Source organism: Streptomyces sp. NBC_00523 (genome assembly GCF_036346615.1).
Lineage (GTDB): Bacteria > Actinomycetota > Actinomycetes > Streptomycetales > Streptomycetaceae > Streptomyces.
Genome location: NZ_CP107837.1, coordinates 41,753 through 57,428, shown reverse-complemented (window position 1 = coordinate 57,428; position 15,676 = coordinate 41,753). Strand labels below are relative to the sequence as shown.

The 15,676-nt window shown below is 68.0% G+C and carries 13 protein-coding genes; 10 read left to right on the top strand and 3 right to left on the bottom strand.

Translation table 11 applies throughout. The features are described 5' to 3' along the window. Positions 1–135: 135 nt before the first annotated feature. The 6 genes from OHS17_RS32925 to OHS17_RS32900 all read left to right on the top strand — a co-directional run bounded on the left by OHS17_RS32925 (position 136) and on the right by OHS17_RS32900 (position 7,243). Positions 136–1,755, top strand: coding sequence for an acyl-CoA carboxylase subunit beta (locus OHS17_RS32925; RefSeq protein ID WP_330315466.1), 1,620 nt, complete (start codon positions 136–138; stop codon positions 1,753–1,755). After that, positions 1,752–2,003, top strand: coding sequence for an acyl-CoA carboxylase epsilon subunit (locus OHS17_RS32920; protein ID WP_330315465.1), 252 nt, complete (start codon positions 1,752–1,754; stop codon positions 2,001–2,003). Before OHS17_RS32925 ends, OHS17_RS32920 begins: the two co-directional genes overlap by 4 nt. An 11-nt stretch (positions 2,004–2,014) precedes the next feature. After that, positions 2,015–3,772, top strand: coding sequence for an acetyl/propionyl/methylcrotonyl-CoA carboxylase subunit alpha (locus tag OHS17_RS32915; RefSeq protein ID WP_330315609.1), 1,758 nt, complete (start codon positions 2,015–2,017; stop codon positions 3,770–3,772). Between the two features lie 8 nt (positions 3,773–3,780). Next, positions 3,781–5,679 carry a 2-oxoacid:acceptor oxidoreductase subunit alpha gene (locus OHS17_RS32910; RefSeq protein ID WP_330315464.1) on the top strand — a complete coding sequence of 633 codons (1,899 nt, stop codon included), beginning with the start codon at positions 3,781–3,783 and terminating at the stop codon, positions 5,677–5,679. Then, the gene (locus OHS17_RS32905; RefSeq protein WP_330313252.1) at positions 5,672–6,730 is read left to right on the top strand and encodes a 2-oxoacid:ferredoxin oxidoreductase subunit beta; all 1,059 of its coding nucleotides are present in this window, start codon (positions 5,672–5,674) and stop codon (positions 6,728–6,730) included. Before OHS17_RS32910 ends, OHS17_RS32905 begins: the two co-directional genes overlap by 8 nt. A gap of 90 nt (positions 6,731–6,820) precedes the next feature. Beyond that, the gene (locus OHS17_RS32900; protein ID WP_161211902.1) at positions 6,821–7,243 is read left to right on the top strand and encodes a MarR family transcriptional regulator; all 423 of its coding nucleotides are present in this window, start codon (positions 6,821–6,823) and stop codon (positions 7,241–7,243) included. A 69-nt stretch (positions 7,244–7,312) separates the two neighbouring features. On the opposite strand, the gene OHS17_RS32895 is transcribed toward OHS17_RS32900, so the two are convergent. Together OHS17_RS32895 and OHS17_RS32890 are read right to left on the bottom strand one after the other, a co-directional pair. Beyond that, positions 7,313–7,534: a DUF5988 family protein gene (locus OHS17_RS32895; protein ID WP_026171887.1), complete on the bottom strand. Its 222-nt coding sequence runs from the start codon at positions 7,532–7,534 to the stop codon at positions 7,313–7,315. An 81-nt stretch (positions 7,535–7,615) separates the two neighbouring features. Further along, positions 7,616–9,070 carry a DHA2 family efflux MFS transporter permease subunit gene (locus OHS17_RS32890; protein WP_330315463.1) on the bottom strand — a complete coding sequence of 485 codons (1,455 nt, stop codon included), beginning with the start codon at positions 9,068–9,070 and terminating at the stop codon, positions 7,616–7,618. A gap of 502 nt (positions 9,071–9,572) precedes the next feature. On the opposite strand from OHS17_RS32890, the gene OHS17_RS32885 reads away from it, so the two are divergent. Next, the gene (locus tag OHS17_RS32885; protein WP_330315462.1) at positions 9,573–10,076 is read left to right on the top strand and encodes a DinB family protein; all 504 of its coding nucleotides are present in this window, start codon (positions 9,573–9,575) and stop codon (positions 10,074–10,076) included. A gap of 197 nt (positions 10,077–10,273) precedes the next feature. Here the strand turns inward: OHS17_RS32885 and OHS17_RS32880 are convergent, their stop codons facing one another. Then, positions 10,274–12,598 (bottom strand): lantibiotic dehydratase, encoded by a 2,325-nt coding sequence (locus OHS17_RS32880; protein ID WP_330315461.1) that lies wholly within the window; start codon positions 12,596–12,598, stop codon positions 10,274–10,276. 1,077 nt (positions 12,599–13,675) lie between these two features. Between OHS17_RS32880 and OHS17_RS32875 the strand changes: the two genes are divergently transcribed. The 3 genes from OHS17_RS32875 (at position 13,676) to OHS17_RS32865 (ending at position 15,657) form a co-directional block, all read left to right on the top strand. Next, a complete protein-coding gene (locus tag OHS17_RS32875) occupies positions 13,676–14,035 on the top strand; it encodes a YciI family protein (RefSeq protein ID WP_164627311.1) in 360 nt (119 codons plus the stop codon). A gap of 308 nt (positions 14,036–14,343) precedes the next feature. Next, the gene (locus tag OHS17_RS32870) at positions 14,344–15,090 is read left to right on the top strand and encodes an SDR family NAD(P)-dependent oxidoreductase (RefSeq protein ID WP_330315460.1); all 747 of its coding nucleotides are present in this window, start codon (positions 14,344–14,346) and stop codon (positions 15,088–15,090) included. Positions 15,091–15,255: 165 nt separating this feature from the next. Further along, a complete protein-coding gene (locus tag OHS17_RS32865) occupies positions 15,256–15,657 on the top strand; it encodes a GlcG/HbpS family heme-binding protein (RefSeq protein WP_018105852.1) in 402 nt (133 codons plus the stop codon). Positions 15,658–15,676: the final 19 nt, after the last annotated feature.

Below are 15,676 nucleotides of genomic sequence, written 5' to 3'. Positions count from 1 at the left end.
CGGCGGCCGTACGCCCGCCCCGGCCGCCAGGACGCTCCGCCGCCCCGCGCGCAAGCCCGGCTTTAGGGGGTCCACCGAACCTCTGTGGCGCGCCAGCCGGCCCACTGGCACACCCGCGTCGAAAGGTGATCTTGAATGAGCATCGTCGAGGACAGGCCCGTCCGCACCGCGGACCGCCCGCCGACGCCCCAGCCCGTTCCGAACACCACCCTGCGCGAACGCACGGCTGAACTGAACGCCCTCCAGGAGCAGGTGGCCCGCGGCCCGAGCGACCGCGCCACCGACGCCCAGCACGCCAAAGGCAAGCTGACGGCCCGTGAGCGTGTCGCCCTCCTCTTCGACGAGGGCACGTTCATCGAGATCGAGGGCCTGCGCCGGCACCGGGCCACCGGCTTCGGCCTGGAGGACAAGAAGCCCCACAGCGACGGCGTCGTCATCGGCTGGGGCACCGTCCACGGCCGCACCGTCTTCACGTACGCCCATGACTTCAGGATCTTCGGCGGCGCCCTCGGCGAGGCCCACGCGGAGAAGATCCACAAGGTCATGGACCTCGCCGAGGCCGCCGGCGCCCCCGTCGTCGGCCTGTGCGACGGCGCCGGCGCCCGTATCCAGGAAGGCGTCTCGGCCCTGGCCGGCTACGGCGGCATCTTCCAGCGCAATGTCCGCAACTCCGGCGTCATCCCCCAGATCTCGGTGATGCTCGGGCCCTGCGCGGGCGGCGCGGCCTACTCCCCGGCGCTCACGGACTTCGTCTTCATGGTCCGCGGCACCTCGCAGATGTTCATCACCGGCCCCGATGTCGTCCGGTCGGTGACCGGTGAGGAGATCTCCCAGAACGGCCTCGGCGGTGCCGATGTGCACGCCGCGGTCTCAGGAGTGGCCGCCTTCGCCTACGACACCGAGGAGAGCTGCCTGGAGGACGTCCGCCACCTCCTGTCGATGCTCCCCTCGAACAATCGCGAGCTTCCGCCCGTCGCCCCGGCCGACGACCCCGCCGGCCGCCGGTGCGAACGCCTGCTGGACCTCGTCCCCTCCCAGCCCAACCAGTCCTACGACATGCGCCGGGTGATCGAGGAGATCGTCGATCACGGTGACTTCTTCGAGGTCCACGGGCAATGGGCGCAGAACGTCGTCTGCGGCCTCGCCAGGTTCGACGGCCGGGTCACCGGCATCATCGCGAACCAGCCCGCCGTCCTCGCCGGCGTGCTCGACATCGAGTCCAGCGAGAAGGCCGCCCGCTTCGTCCAGTTCTGCGACGCCTTCAGCATCCCGCTGGTGACTCTGGTCGACGTGCCCGGATTCCTTCCGGGCGTGGACCAGGAACACGGCGGAGTGATCCGGCACGGAGCCAAGCTGCTCTACGCGTACTGCAACGCCACCGTCCCACGGATCTCGCTCGTCCTGCGCAAGGCGTACGGCGGCGCCTACATCGTCATGGACTCTCGCTCCATCGGGGCCGACGTCGCCCTGGCCTGGCCCAGCAACGAGATCGCCGTCATGGGGGCAGAGGGCGCGGCCAACGTCATCTTCCGCCGCGAGATCGCCGCCGCCGACGACCCGGCGGAGATGCGCGCACAGAAGATCAAGGAGTACACGACCGAGCTCATGCACCCCTATTACGCTGCCGAGCGCGGCCTCGTCGACGATGTGATCGACCCCGCCGACACCCGCAGCCGGCTGATCGGCGCTCTTGCCATGCTGCGGACGAAGCACGTGCCGCTCCCGGGCCGCAAGCACGGAAACCTTCCGCTGTGACGGCGGGGGAGCCCCGCACCAGGGCGGAACTCTCACTGGCCTCGCTGCGGATCACCGGAGGCAACCCGAGCGCCGAGGACGTCGCCGCGCTTGCCGCGGTACTCGCCGCCCGCTTCGCACCCGACGCCGAGCCCGGTGCCGCCGTCGACGGCGTGCGGGGCGACGAGCCGCGCGTGTCCGGGCGGGGCCGCAGCCGCTGGGAGCAGCCCGCGGGCTACTACCGTGCACCCGGAGCGTGGGTCTCGTGACGACCGGCGGAATCCGCAAGGTGCTCATCGCCAACCGTGGCGAAATTGCTGTCCGTGTTGCTCGGGCCTGCCGGGACGCGGGGATCGGGAGCGTGGCCGTCTACGCCGACCCGGACCGTGACGCTCTGCACGTCCGTGCGGCCGACGAGGCATTCGCTCTGGGCGGTGACACCCCGGCGGCCAGTTATCTGGACATCGCCAAGGTGCTCCAGGCTGCCAAGGACTCGGGGGCGGACGCGATCCACCCGGGGTACGGCTTCCTCTCGGAGAACGCCGAGTTCGCCCAGGCGGTGCTGGACGCGGGTCTGACGTGGATCGGGCCGCCGCCGCACGCGATCCGGGACCTGGGTGACAAGGTCGCCGCCCGTCATATCGCGCAGCGCGCCGGTGCCCCGCTGGTCGCGGGCACCCCGGACCCGGTCTCGGGCTCGGAGGAGGTTGTCGCGTTCGCGGAGGAGCATGGGCTGCCGATCGCGATCAAGGCGGCGTTCGGTGGTGGCGGGCGGGGGCTGAAGGTCGCCCGGACGCTGGAGGAGATCCCGGAGCTGTACGACTCCGCGGTGCGTGAGGCGGTTGCCGCGTTCGGGCGCGGGGAGTGCTTCGTGGAGCGCTACCTCGACAAGCCGCGGCATGTGGAGACGCAGTGCCTGGCCGACACGCACGGCAACGTGGTCGTCGTCTCGACGCGTGACTGCTCGTTGCAGCGGCGTCATCAGAAGCTGGTGGAGGAGGCCCCGGCCCCCTTCCTGTCGGATGCGCAGAACGCGGAGCTGTACGCGGCGTCGAAGGCGATCCTGAAGGAGGCCGGCTACGTCGGTGCCGGCACGGTCGAGTTCCTGGTCGGTATGGACGGCACGATCTCCTTCCTGGAGGTCAACACCCGCCTGCAGGTGGAGCACCCGGTGACCGAGGAGGTCTCCGGTATCGACCTGGTTCGTGAGATGTTCCGGATCGCGGACGGCGAGGCGCTGGGTTACGACGACCCGGTCTCGCGGGGTCACTCCTTCGAGTTCCGGATCAACGGCGAGGACCCGGGCCGCGGGTTCCTCCCGGCCCCCGGCACCGTCACGAAGTTCGACGCGCCGTCGGGTCCGGGTGTGCGTCTGGACGCGGGTGTGGAGTCCGGCTCCGTCATCGGCCCGGCGTGGGACTCACTGCTCGCGAAGCTGATCGTGACGGGTGCGACGCGGGAGCAGGCGCTCCAGCGCGCGGCCCGCGCCCTGGCGGAGTTCCACGTCGAGGGCATGGCGACCGCGATCCCGTTCCACCGCGCGGTGATGGTGGACCCGGCGTTCACCGCGGACCCGTTCCGGGTCCACACGCGCTGGATCGAGACGGAGTTCGTCAACGAGATCAAGCCGTTCGCCGCCCCCGCCGAGGCGGACGCGGATGACGAGGCCGGCCGCGAGACGGTCGTCGTGGAGGTGGGTGGCAAGCGCCTGGAGGTCTCGCTGCCCTCCTCGCTCGGGATGAGCCTGGCCCGTACCGGTCTCGCGGCGGGCGCCAAGCCCAAGCGCCGCGCGGCCAAGAAGTCCGGCTCGGCCGTCTCCCGCGACACCCTCGCCTCCCCCATGCAGGGCACGATCGTGAAGATCGCCGTCGAAGAAGGCCAGGAAGTCAAGGAAGGCGACCTCATCGTCGTCCTCGAAGCCATGAAGATGGAACAGCCGCTGAACGCGCACCGCTCCGGCACGGTCGGCGGCCTCACGGCCACGATCGGCGCCTCTGTCGCCTCGGGCGCCACCATCTGCGAGATCAAGGAGTCGTGAGAACCCTCATGTCCGTTGTTAACGACATTGCGCCCGCGGACCTGCGGCTCGGGCTGAAAGAGGTGCGGTCGGTCGACCGGGTCGTCATCCGTTTCGCGGGTGACTCGGGTGATGGTATGCAGCTGACGGGTGACCGGTTCACGTCGGAGACGGCGTCCTTCGGGAATGATCTGTCCACGCTGCCGAACTTTCCGGCCGAGATCCGTGCTCCCGCAGGGACTCTGCCGGGGGTTTCGTCGTTCCAGCTGCATTTCGCCGATCACGACATCCTGACTCCGGGCGACGCGCCGAACGTGCTGGTCGCGATGAACCCGGCCGCGCTGAAGGCGAACATCGCCGATGTGCCGCGCGGGGCCGAAATCATCGTGAACACCGACGAGTTCACCAAGCGGCCGATGGCGAAGGTCGGCTACGAGACCAACCCGCTGGAGGACGGCTCGCTGGAGGCCTACAACGTCCATCCGGTGCCGCTGACCACCCTGACGATCGAGGCGCTGAAGGAGTTCGGGCTCTCCCGCAAGGAGGCCGAGCGCTCGAAGAACATGTTCGCGCTCGGGCTGCTGTCGTGGATGTATCACCGCCCGACCGAGGGCACCGAGACATTCCTGCGGGCGAAGTTCGCGAAGAAGCCACAGATCGCCGAGGCGAACGTGGCCGCCTACCGGGCCGGCTGGAACTTCGGCGAGACGACGGAGGACTTCGCCGTCAGCTACGAAGTCGCCCCCGCCTCGCAGACGTTCCCGACCGGCACGTACCGCAACATCTCCGGGAACCTGGCCCTGTCCTACGGGCTGATCGCCGCCGGCCGCCAGGCCGACCTGCCGGTCTACCTCGGCTCCTACCCGATCACCCCGGCCTCGGACATCCTGCATGAACTGAGCCGGCACAAGAACTTCGGCGTGCGCACCTTCCAGGCCGAGGACGAGATCGCGGGCATCGGCGCCGCACTCGGCGCAGCCTTCGGCGGTTCCCTCGCCGTGACGACGACGTCCGGGCCCGGGGTGGCGTTGAAGTCGGAGACCATCGGGCTCGCGGTGTCGCTGGAACTGCCGTTGCTGATCGTGGACATCCAGCGCGGCGGCCCCTCGACCGGGCTGCCGACCAAGACCGAGCAGGCCGACCTGCTCCAGGCGATGTACGGGCGCAACGGTGAGGCACCGGTCCCGATCGTGGCCCCGCGCACCCCGGCCGACTGCTTCGACGCCGCCATGGACGCGGCACGCATCGCCCTGACCTACCGCACCCCGGTCTTCCTGCTCTCCGACGGCTACCTCGCCAACGGCTCCGAACCCTGGCGCATCCCCGAACTCGACCAACTCCCCGACCTACGCGTCCAGTTCGCACACGGCCCCAACCACGAACTCGCCGACGGCACCGAAGTCTTCTGGCCCTACAAACGCGACCCGCAGACCCTGGCCCGTCCGTGGGCGGTCCCGGGCACGCCGGGGTTGGAGCACCGGATCGGGGGGATCGAGAAGCAGGACGGCACCGGCAACATCTCCTACGACCCCGCCAACCACGACTTCATGGTCCGCACCCGCCAAGCCAAGGTGGACGGCATCCAGGTCCCCGACCTGGACGTCGACGACCCCGCCGAGGCGCGGACGCTGGTCCTCGGCTGGGGCTCCACCTACGGCCCGATCACGGCGGCCGTGCGACGCCTGCGGGCCTCCGGACGGAGTATCGCGCAGGCGCATCTGCGTCACCTCAACCCGTTCCCCAGGAATCTGGGCGAGGTGCTGGCGCGTTACGACAAGGTGGTCGTCCCCGAGATGAACCTCGGCCAGCTGGCCACGCTCATCCGCGCCAAGTACCTGGTCGACGCCCACAGCTACAACCAGGTCAACGGCATGCCGTTCAAGGCCGAGCAGCTCGCCACCGCTCTTGAGGAGGCCATCGATGCCTGAGACCAACGAACTGCTCCAACTGGTGCCCAAGGCCGAGGCCAAGCAGTCCATGAAGGACTTCAAGTCCGACCAGGAAGTGCGCTGGTGCCCCGGCTGCGGCGACTACGCCGTCCTCGCCGCCGTCCAAGGCTTCATGCCCGACCTCGGCCTCGCCAAAGAAAACATCGTCTTCATCTCCGGCATCGGCTGCTCCTCCCGCTTCCCGTACTACATGAACACCTACGGGATGCACTCCATCCACGGCCGCGCCCCCTCCATCGCGACCGGCCTGGCCACCTCCCGGCGCGACCTCTCCGTCTGGGTCGTCACGGGTGACGGGGACGCGCTGTCCATCGGCGGCAACCACCTCATCCACGCCCTGCGCCGCAACGTCAACCTCAAGATCCTCCTCTTCAACAACCGGATCTACGGACTCACCAAGGGCCAGTACTCACCCACCTCCGAACTCGGCAAGATCACCAAATCCACGCCGATGGGCTCACTCGACGCCCCGTTCAACCCGGTCTCGTTGGCGATCGGCGCGGAGGCGTCCTTCGTCGCGAGAACCGTCGACTCCGACCGCAAACACCTCACCAGCGTGCTCCGCGCCGCCGCCGACCACCCCGGCACCGCACTCGTGGAGATCTACCAGAACTGCAACATCTTCAACGACGGCGCCTTCGAAGTCTTCAAGGACAAAGACCAAGCCCAGGAAGCCGTCATCCGCCTCGAACACGGGCAGCCGATCGTCTTCGGCACGGACGGCTCCAAGGGCGTCGTACGCGACTCCCTCACCGGAGACCTCAAGGTCGTCCCGGTCACCGAGGACAACAAGTCACAAATCCTCGTCCACGACGCCCACGCCCCCAGCCCCACCACCGCCTTCGCACTCTCCCGACTCGCCGACGCCGACACCCTCCACCACACCCCCATCGGCGTCCTGCGCAGCGTCGAACGCCCCGTCTACGACACGACCATGGCCGACCAGCTCGACACCGCCGTCGAACGCCACGGCAAGGGAGACCTCGCCGCACTCCTCGCCGGCAACGACAACTGGACCGTCGTCGGCTGAGAGCTCTGCCCTTTTGATCCGATCCATCAAGGCTGATATAAGGTCGTCCGTGTGAATGGAGTACAGCTTTTCCTGCTGGGGCGCACCCTCATGAAGATCGGTGAGGAGGCCATTCCCACCGAAAGCCTCGGCAAGCGGCAGATGAGCACACGGTCGGTCCTGATCGTGATGCTCGACATCTACGCGCACCCGGACACGACGGTCGGCGAGATCGCCACCCGTTCCGGGCTGCCGCAGAGTGCGGTGTCCGCCTGCGTGGCCCGGTTGCGGGAGACGGGATCGGTGGTGACCGAGACCGACGCCCGTGACCGCCGCCGGACCCTGGTCCGTCAGAACCCCGAGGTGACCGACCGCCGTGCGGAGGTTGCCGCGACACGTGTGGACGACGCTCTGGCCACGGCGCTGGGTACCGAGGACCCCGTGGAGGTCACCGAGGTGCTCGCCCTGCTGGAGGCCCTGGCCCGACGGCTGTCGCCGGAGGTACTGGCCCGGCTGGCGCCCGATACGGACTGACCTGCGAAAGACGGAAGCCGCCCGGGTGCTCGTTGCCCGGGCGGCTTCGGTGTTCTCGGCGGAAGTCTTCTACTCGGCGACGTAGGTGTATCCGCTCCATGAGTAGACCAGGAGTTCCAGTTCCTTCTCCGTGACCATGCCGCTCGTGGGCTCGAAGTGTTCATACCGGTTGCCCTTGAGCAGCTTCACCTTGGAGGTCGTGTCCTCGACGTAACGGATCCGGTCCTCGAGCTTGAGTTCGAGTGTCGCGGGTCCGCCGCTGAGGATCACGTTCGGGGGCTGTGTTGTCATGGCGTCGTCTCCTTGGGTCATGGATCCGGAGGCAGTGAACGGCACTGTGCGGACAGGATCAGCCGTCCGGCTAAAGCCGTTCTAAACGCCCGTCGCCGCAGCCGCCTTTCCGGGGCCCGCTCCGGCGGGCGCACCCGCCGTCTCCTCGGTCCGGCCGCGGAGCAGCAAGCAGCCCAGCGCCCCGGCCAGTACCACGGCGATCGGCAGCACCGCCGTTACGTGCAGGGTGGCGATGAAGGCGTCCGCGTACGCCTTTCCGCCGGCCAGTTCCGCGGCGAGCCGGCTCTGGAGCAGGGCGCCCACCGCGGCCGCGCCGATGACCGAACCGGTCTGGCGGATCGTGTTGTTGACCCCGGAGGCCGCTCCCGCGAGCCGCGGTTCGACGTTGCGCATCGCTTCCGCGGACATGGGCGCGATCACGCAGCCGATGCCGAGCCCGGTGATGAGGGTGGCCGGGATGAAGGCGTACCAGGGGGAGGCCGGGCCGGCGATCAGCGCGATGGCCGCCATCCCCACCGCGTAGAGGGCGAGACCCGCCATCAGCAGGTACTTGCCGCCGATCCGGTCCGAGAGCCGGCCGGCGAAGGGCCCCACCGTCATCGACACCAGCGAGGACGGGGCGAGTACCAGGCCCGCCTTGATCGCGCTCAGACCGAGGACGGACTGCAGGTAGAGGTTGAAGGGGAGGACCAGCCCGATCATCGCCATCGAGACCAGGGCGACCAGCACCGTCAGCACGGAGAAGTTGCGGTCCTTGAACAGCGCGAACGGCACGAGCGGTTCCCGGTCCTGACGGCCGCGCTGGTGCAGTAGGAACCCGGCGGTCAGCGCGACGCCCGCGGCGAGCAGCCCCCAGATCTTCGGGCCCCAGTGGTAGTGCTCACCCTCCTGGAGCGCGAAGGTCAGGCAGAACAGCGCGCCGGTGGCCAGGAGAACGCCGGAGATGTCGAAGGTCCGGGTCCGGCCCGTCCGCACGTCGGGCACCACCAGAAAGGCCAGGGCCAGTGCGGCGATCCCGATCGGCACGTTCACCAGGAAGATCCACCGCCAGCCCAGGGTGGAGACCAGCACCCCGCCCACGGTCGGGCCCGACAGCGTGGCCAGCCCCGCCACCATGCCCCAGATGCCCATCGCGGTGCCGCGCCGCTGCGCGGGGAAGACCGACATGATCAGCGTCATCGTCTGCGGTGTGAGCAGCGCGGCGCCGAGACCCTGCACCCCGCGGGCGACGATCAGCATCACCGGGCCGGTGGCCAGGCCGCAGGCGATGCTGGCGGCGGTGAACACCACGACACCCGCGATGAAGAGGTTGCGGGGGCCCCAGACGTCGCCGAGCCGCCCTGCGGTGATCAGCAGCACCGCCAGCACGAGGGCGTAGCCGCTGATCACCCACAGGGTCTGGTCGAGGGTCGCTCCCAGCCCGTCGATCATGTCGGGGATCGCGATGTTCACGATCGTCAGGTCCAGCAAGGTCATGAAGAAACCCAGCGACATGGTCGCCAGTACCGCCCAGGGGTTCCCGGCCCACTTCCGCATGTGTCCGCTCCTCTCGCGCCGTCTGCTGACTCCAGCATAATGCATCTTCTTTGATACATCAAAAAAGATGCGTTCTTGAGGTGGGGAGTGCGGTGCCCGGCCAAGCCCGGAACGGTTCACTCGGCCCCTGGGAGTCCATGCGCGCATGCTGTGGAGGGCGTATCGCTTGGCTGTGCGGTTGCGGGTAGCCGGCCCGCGTGGTGGAGCTGCCGGTCGGGGTCACTCGGACGGGCGGGCGCGTACGCCGCGGAGACCATCGTCATGTGGCGATGCCGGCCGGGGAAGGGGCGGCCTTCAAAGGGGAATTCAATCGGACAGGATGACGAGACATTTGGTCCCTGGCCACGACCATGTCTTCCTGTACACCTCTGGTGCTCCGGGGGAGTATGAGGCACATGATGCACATGAACACCTACGCCGGGTTAGGCACGACCGGTGTATCCCCTGCCGATGTCGAGGACCTGACGGCCATCGAAGCGCGCCGCACGCGGGAGGTGCGGAGATGACCGTGGGAGTGGACCTGGAGATGTCGGCCCTGCTGCGGTACTTGCAGGCGCAGCGTAAGCATGTGCTCGGCGCGCTGGAGGGGCTGGACGATCAAGCATTGCGGCAGGCGGTGCTGCCCTCCGGGTGGAGTTGCCTGGGAATGGTGCAGCACCTCACCGTGGCAGTGGAGCGCCTGTGGTTTCGTGCTGTTGTGGCTGGTGATTCGGATGCCATCGGCCTTGTCGGTAGCCAGGAATGCGCATGGCAGGTGGCTTCGAGCGTGCCGACCGCGGAGATCCTCGCCCGCTACCGCCAGGAAGCGTCACTGGCGGATACGATCATCGCCGCCTCATCGATAGACGCGGGCCTGCTCTGGTGGCCCTTCCCCGAGGACGATTGGCGCCTGCGCAATGTGCGCGAGGTCGTCCTTCATGTGATCACCGAAACTGCCTGTCACGCCGGCCACCTTGACGCGGCGCGTGAACTCATTGATGGCCGGCAGTGGCTGGTGAACACGTAGGGAATTTCTCACGTGGCGAGTGTCGCGGGCTTCTCGTAGCAGTTCGGGTCGACAGGGTGACCGCACGTCGAGGCTCCGTTGAGCAAGGCCGACTTGGGGAGGCTGCCTGCGCAACGGAGCTTCAACGCGACACGGACAGGTGAGCCGTCGAGGCATGCCGGAGGGCCTCGACGTTCAACTGTCCGCATCATCAGGCCCTACGGCTGGGCACACGGCTGAGGGTCGACGACGTGCATTCTGACCTCACCGAAGAACGACTCGCCGTCGGGGCCGGGAACCCACGCCTCTTCGGGGGCGGGGAGCATCTCGGTGACGGTCACGGTGACCACCTCGTTCTCCCGAGCGGACTTTCGCGCGGCGCGAAGGGCGGTACTGAGTGAGGACACGAACAGTGGGCTGCTCAGGTCAACGTAGAAGGGTTTGGTTTCAGTGGAGATCTTGACAAAGCAGCGCTCCGGCAGATTGTTGTGCTGACGCCAGCGACGTGCGGCGAGGAATTCCTCCGATTCGCTCCGAACCGGGAGCAAGCCCGTCGCCTCCGCCGTGGTTCGCCAGGTCTCGCGAAACAGCACCAGGCGGTCGACGCTGATCCTGGGAGTGTGCTCGCCTGCCGAGACGAGCTTGAGTGCGTCGATGTTCGCCATCGACAGGAAGGCTGAAAGCACGTGCACCAACGGAAACTCACGGCCTTCCATACTCGCCCATACGCGATCGTCTCGAAGTGACAGGTCGATCGCGGCGATGGAGGTGGTGCGGTCGAGGTCGGCGCCCGGCACGGAGGAGAAGGCCAGGAAGCGGTCATTGACCGAGTGCTCGAACGGGACGGTTCGGCCGGCGTTGCGCGGCCACACTTTGGGGAACAGCGGGATGATGCGGTCCTTGCCCTGATCTGCCGCGAGCCGTTCCACCACACTTGCCGGATCATCCAGGGACCAGCCGAAGAGGTGCCCTTCCATCGTGCCCGCTGCGGCATGCATTTCGCCCAGCACCATCATGTAGTCACCTTCGTTCACCGCTTGTGGCGACGAGGCACAGATGTGCAGGTCAGGACTGTGCACCCGGCCGCCGTCCCAGCCGGGCGCCGATGCCGGGAACCGCTCCCGGACCCGCTGGGCAAGTGCGTCCGCGGACAAGCGCAACTCGTTCAGGCCGGTGGTCGATTCGTTCAGGCCGAGTACCTGCGTCCACCGCTCGATGAAGTCCTGCGTCACCCCGTCGGCGGCTTTCGCACCGGAACCGAAGAAGAGGCGAAGGACGCGCGGCCAGATGTCACCGAGCGTCAGGTGTTCGCCCGACGGGGAATGCTCTGTGTAGAGGCGGCGCAACTCTTGCTCGTAAACCTCGGCCATGGCCACGGTGAGCCAACGGGTCGCCTGCAGGACGATGCTCAGCGGCGCCGCCAAGTCGTCGATGAAGTCGCGTCCGAGTGACAGCTCAAGGTCGCGCGTCGTGTCCTCGTAGCACAGTCCCCGGCCGCCATAGGTCACGCCGCCGCGGCGGCGTGCCGGTCGTCCCGTGATCTCCGTGAACTCGTTGCTCAAGTGGAGCTGCGCGGCCTCCAGCGCGGCAGGGTCACCCGCGGCCCTCGCCACGCCGTCCCGGGCCGCCTTGAGCCGATCGAATCCCGAGCGGGCCCTGTCGCGCAGCCGTGGGTCGCCGATGGCCGCGATACGTTCGTCAAGTATCCCCGCACCAGCTGTGTTGAGAGGCACGTTGGCATCCCAAGTCGCCAGCTTTCGCTCCACCAGCGCGTCGAGGAGTTGATAGACCTCGTCCGTGCTCGCGAACAGAGGGGCATCCCCGGAGGACAGCTGCTGCGCGACAAGGGCGGCCGGACGTTTGCCGTTGCATGCCCGCAGCAGGACGAATTCCGCCTCCGAGATCACGGCGGGCTCCTCGCCCGGCCGGGTCACCTGTTCCCGCTCCAGGAGATGGTGGGGGTGCCTGGCCGGCGGAAGCCACCGGCGCATCTCCTCATCCGTGGTGAGCCACTCGCCGTACGCGACAACCGCCCACGGCTCCAGGAACACATGGCGCTTGTCAATCAGCTGGGGCCCGGGCACAGCATGGATGTCGGAGCGTTCCGGGTCGAGCGTGATCCACAGGGACGGCCCGAAGAATCCGATGGTCTCCGCCTTGGAGCTGTAGCGCTGCCAGAACTTGCTGAGCTGCACCTCGCGGTATCGCCGCTTGGCATTTCGCCTGATCGGCTCCTGATTCCGCAGGAGAGAGTCCAGTAGACCGGCCACGGCGGGGTTCTGCCAGACGATTGCCTCGCGGAGGGACGGGTCGGCGGCCACCCGGTTCATCTCGGCCGATATATCGACCACGGTCTTCTCGAAGACCGTGGCGAAGGCGTCGCGGTCCGCTCTCCCCGCAAGGAAGTCGTCAGCGCGCTCCGCACACTCGCCGGCGGCGAACCTGAGCAGGCCGGAGGCCGGGAAGCCCGTGCTCCGCAACAGTGCGTCGGGCCAGGCGAGCCACTCGGTTTTGCCGAGCCTCACGTGCTGTGTCGACGGCATGGGCCACTTCCTATCCTCGGCGGTGTGGTTGGAGGGCAGCAAACGTGACGGTGCGGGGGGTTGTCCTCACGGCGGGCCAGGAGCAGTGACACCACGGCCCGCCAGGCCGGGAGCCGCGCCCGGACTCCGCGCCGATCGTCCGGGCCCTCCTCGGGCCGACGTAGCCCCGTTCCTCGAACGTGGACGCCGCGGCCTCGATGTTGCCCTCACGGGTGCGGACCGCCCGATCGCGTATACCTCACCACCTCAGTCGTTCAGAACAACGTGCGGACTTCCACGCGCGCACGGAAACCGAAACACACCTGCGAAGGCTGGGACGGCAACGCGACGGGGTCACTTGAAGTAATCCGGTCGCGCTGATCTCTTCCGATCGTCCGTACAGCCCGTCGGCCATCAAACGCCCTGACAGGACCACCGGCAACCTTGATATTGCTCCCCTTCCGGACCAGGCGATCTGGCACCCTTACCCGAGCCCCTGCACAGGCGCTGTCCGTCGTTCCGGAGAACCAGGTGGTGCCGTGGCTCGTCAATCCGTTGCCGTTGGTCCCCGGAGCCTCCCTCGACCTGTTACCCGCAGCGCCACTGCCGGACGGACTTGAGTGGACCGAGCCCAACCCGGGCGTGGCAGAGGCGTTCGGCCGCGCCACAGCCGCGGCCAACGGGGCAGCCCGATGGCTGCCCGGGCAACACACCTTCTCGGTCCTTGCTTCAATCTCGCCCAGTGCTCTCTTCCAGCCAATCTTGGCCTTTTGGCGTCGTCTCATTTGGCGGGTTGAGTAGTCTGCACGGTGTGGTGATGGCCGAGACCGAGCGCCTGCCCGGACCAACCTCCACTCGGCCTCGCCGGCGCGGTTCGACGCGCTCGCCGCCGACTGGTACGCGGTCCGCGGCATCCCGCACGGCAACCTCGCCGTTCAGCCCGGCCTCCCATGATTGACCGTCTGCACCGCACTCGGCCTCGGCGCGGCGTCCTGCATCCGGTGGCACCTCACCAATGGAGACGACGCCCAGCCCTGTTCGTCCGCCTGGCGTGGTGCGCGGCAAGGAGCACATCGTGGTATCCCAAGGAGCAGACCAATGAAGTTCATGATGTTCGTGTGCACCGACAGCGAGCCCGAGACGGGCGTATCCGATGACTGCGGTCCTTGGGTCGCCGCCAACGACGCAAACGGCCGGCGTGTGCTGGGCAGTCCCCTGGTGTCCACCAAGGAGGCCCTGACCGTCCGTGTTCGCAACGGCGAGTTGCTCGTGACGGAAGGTCCATTCGCCGCTACCCAGGATGTCATCGTCGGCTTCGACATCCTTGAGTGCGCGGACAGCGATGAGGCCATCGAAGTGGCACGGGCTCACCCGCTGGCGCAGCTGGGGCGCCTGGAGCTGCGGCCGTTCGCCAGCCTTGAGGAACTGATCGCACGAGGGGATTCGTCTCAGTCGTAGAGAGGTTTCCCGCGTCCTGATCAACACGGCCGCACGTTGGTCAGGACGCCCTTCGGACTCTTCGGCCGCATGGCAGTCCTCACCCCATCAGGTGATTGGCAGGAGAGGCCTCCGGTTCGGCAATCTGAAAGATGTCCACACCGGGCCCTCCTGCCAAAGTCAGCGTCTGCGGCATTCGTTCGCGCCGATCAGGTACCCAGCAACGTCCCGGCTTCCGCCGTGCACGGCACTGCCGTAGTTCCGAATCCACGGAGATCGGTGACACAGCCGCCACCCGCTGTCGCGCACGAGGGAAGGGAACGAGGAGAATGGGTCAACTCGCAGGACGACGCGCCCTGGTGGTAGGCGCGAGCCGGGGGCTCGGCCGAGGTGTGGCCGAGGCGTTCCTCACCGCCGGGGCAGAGGTGGTGGCGCTCTCCCGCGACATGGCCCCCCTGAGCGAACTCGCCGCAGGACAGCCGCGGCTGCACTGCGAGCAAGGCGACGCAGCCGACCCGGTGCTGGCCGGTCAGCTGCTCGACCGTCACCGTCCGGACGTGCTCGCGATCCTTGCGGGTGCCTCGCCGCTGCTGCGCCCGATTGCACAGCAGACCTGGGAAACCTTCTCGACGCCGTGGGACGTTGACGTCCGGATCGCCTTCACATGGGTACGTGAGGCCTTGGTACGGCCGCTTGAGCCAGGCAGCCAGGTGATCGTGACCAGCAGTGGGGCGGCCCTGCGCGGATCTCCTCTGAGCGGAGGTTACGCCGGCGCCAAGTCGACCGTGCGCTTCCTGACCGAATACGCGGCACAGGAGGCGGACCGGGAAGGTCTCGGGATCAACTTCGCGGCAGTGTTGCCGCAGCTGACTCCAGCCACCCCATTCGGCCTCGCTGCGGCCGAGGCATACGCACGCCAGGGCGGCCTCGGCGTCGAGGAGTTCATCAAGGGGATGGGGGACCCGGTCCTCACCCCGGAGGTGGCAGGAGCCGCGTTCGTGAGCCTGGCCGCCGACGGGACGGAGCAGACGGGTTCGTATCTGCTGGCCGGTACGGGTCTGCGCCCGCTCGGCTAGCGATCGCCGGACAGCGGGCTCCACGTGGACCTCGCTCGTGCTCCGTGCCGTGCCCGGCCGGCCTGCTCGTTCTCTTTGCGTCTTGTCCGCTCCTGCGCGATGAGCACCACCCCACGATCCTCAGCCTTCCGCTCCTACCGATGACCCCGAAGGGCAGGACCTGCCGTGACCGATTTGACCCTGGAGACAACCGCTCGGATAGCCGCTGCCGGCCAGAAGGCCGCTGAGCACATCGGCGTCGCGATGAACATCGCGATCGTCGACGCCGGCGGCCACCTGCTGCACTTCACGAGGATGGACGACGCCTGGCTCGGTTGCATCGACATCGCCCTGAAGAAGGCGAAGACCTCAGTGCTGTTCCGCATGCCCAGCGCGACCCTGGGCGAGATCTCGCAGCCCGGCGGCCCGCTCTACAGCATCGATCACAGCAACGACGGCTTGATCACCTTCGGGGGCGGCCTCCCGCTCTCGGATGCAAACAACCGTACGATCGGCGCGGTTGGTGTGTCCGGCGGCACTGTGGAGCAGGACACTCATGTTGCCGAGGCGATGATCCAGGCCCTGTGACAGCAGCCCTCCTCCATAC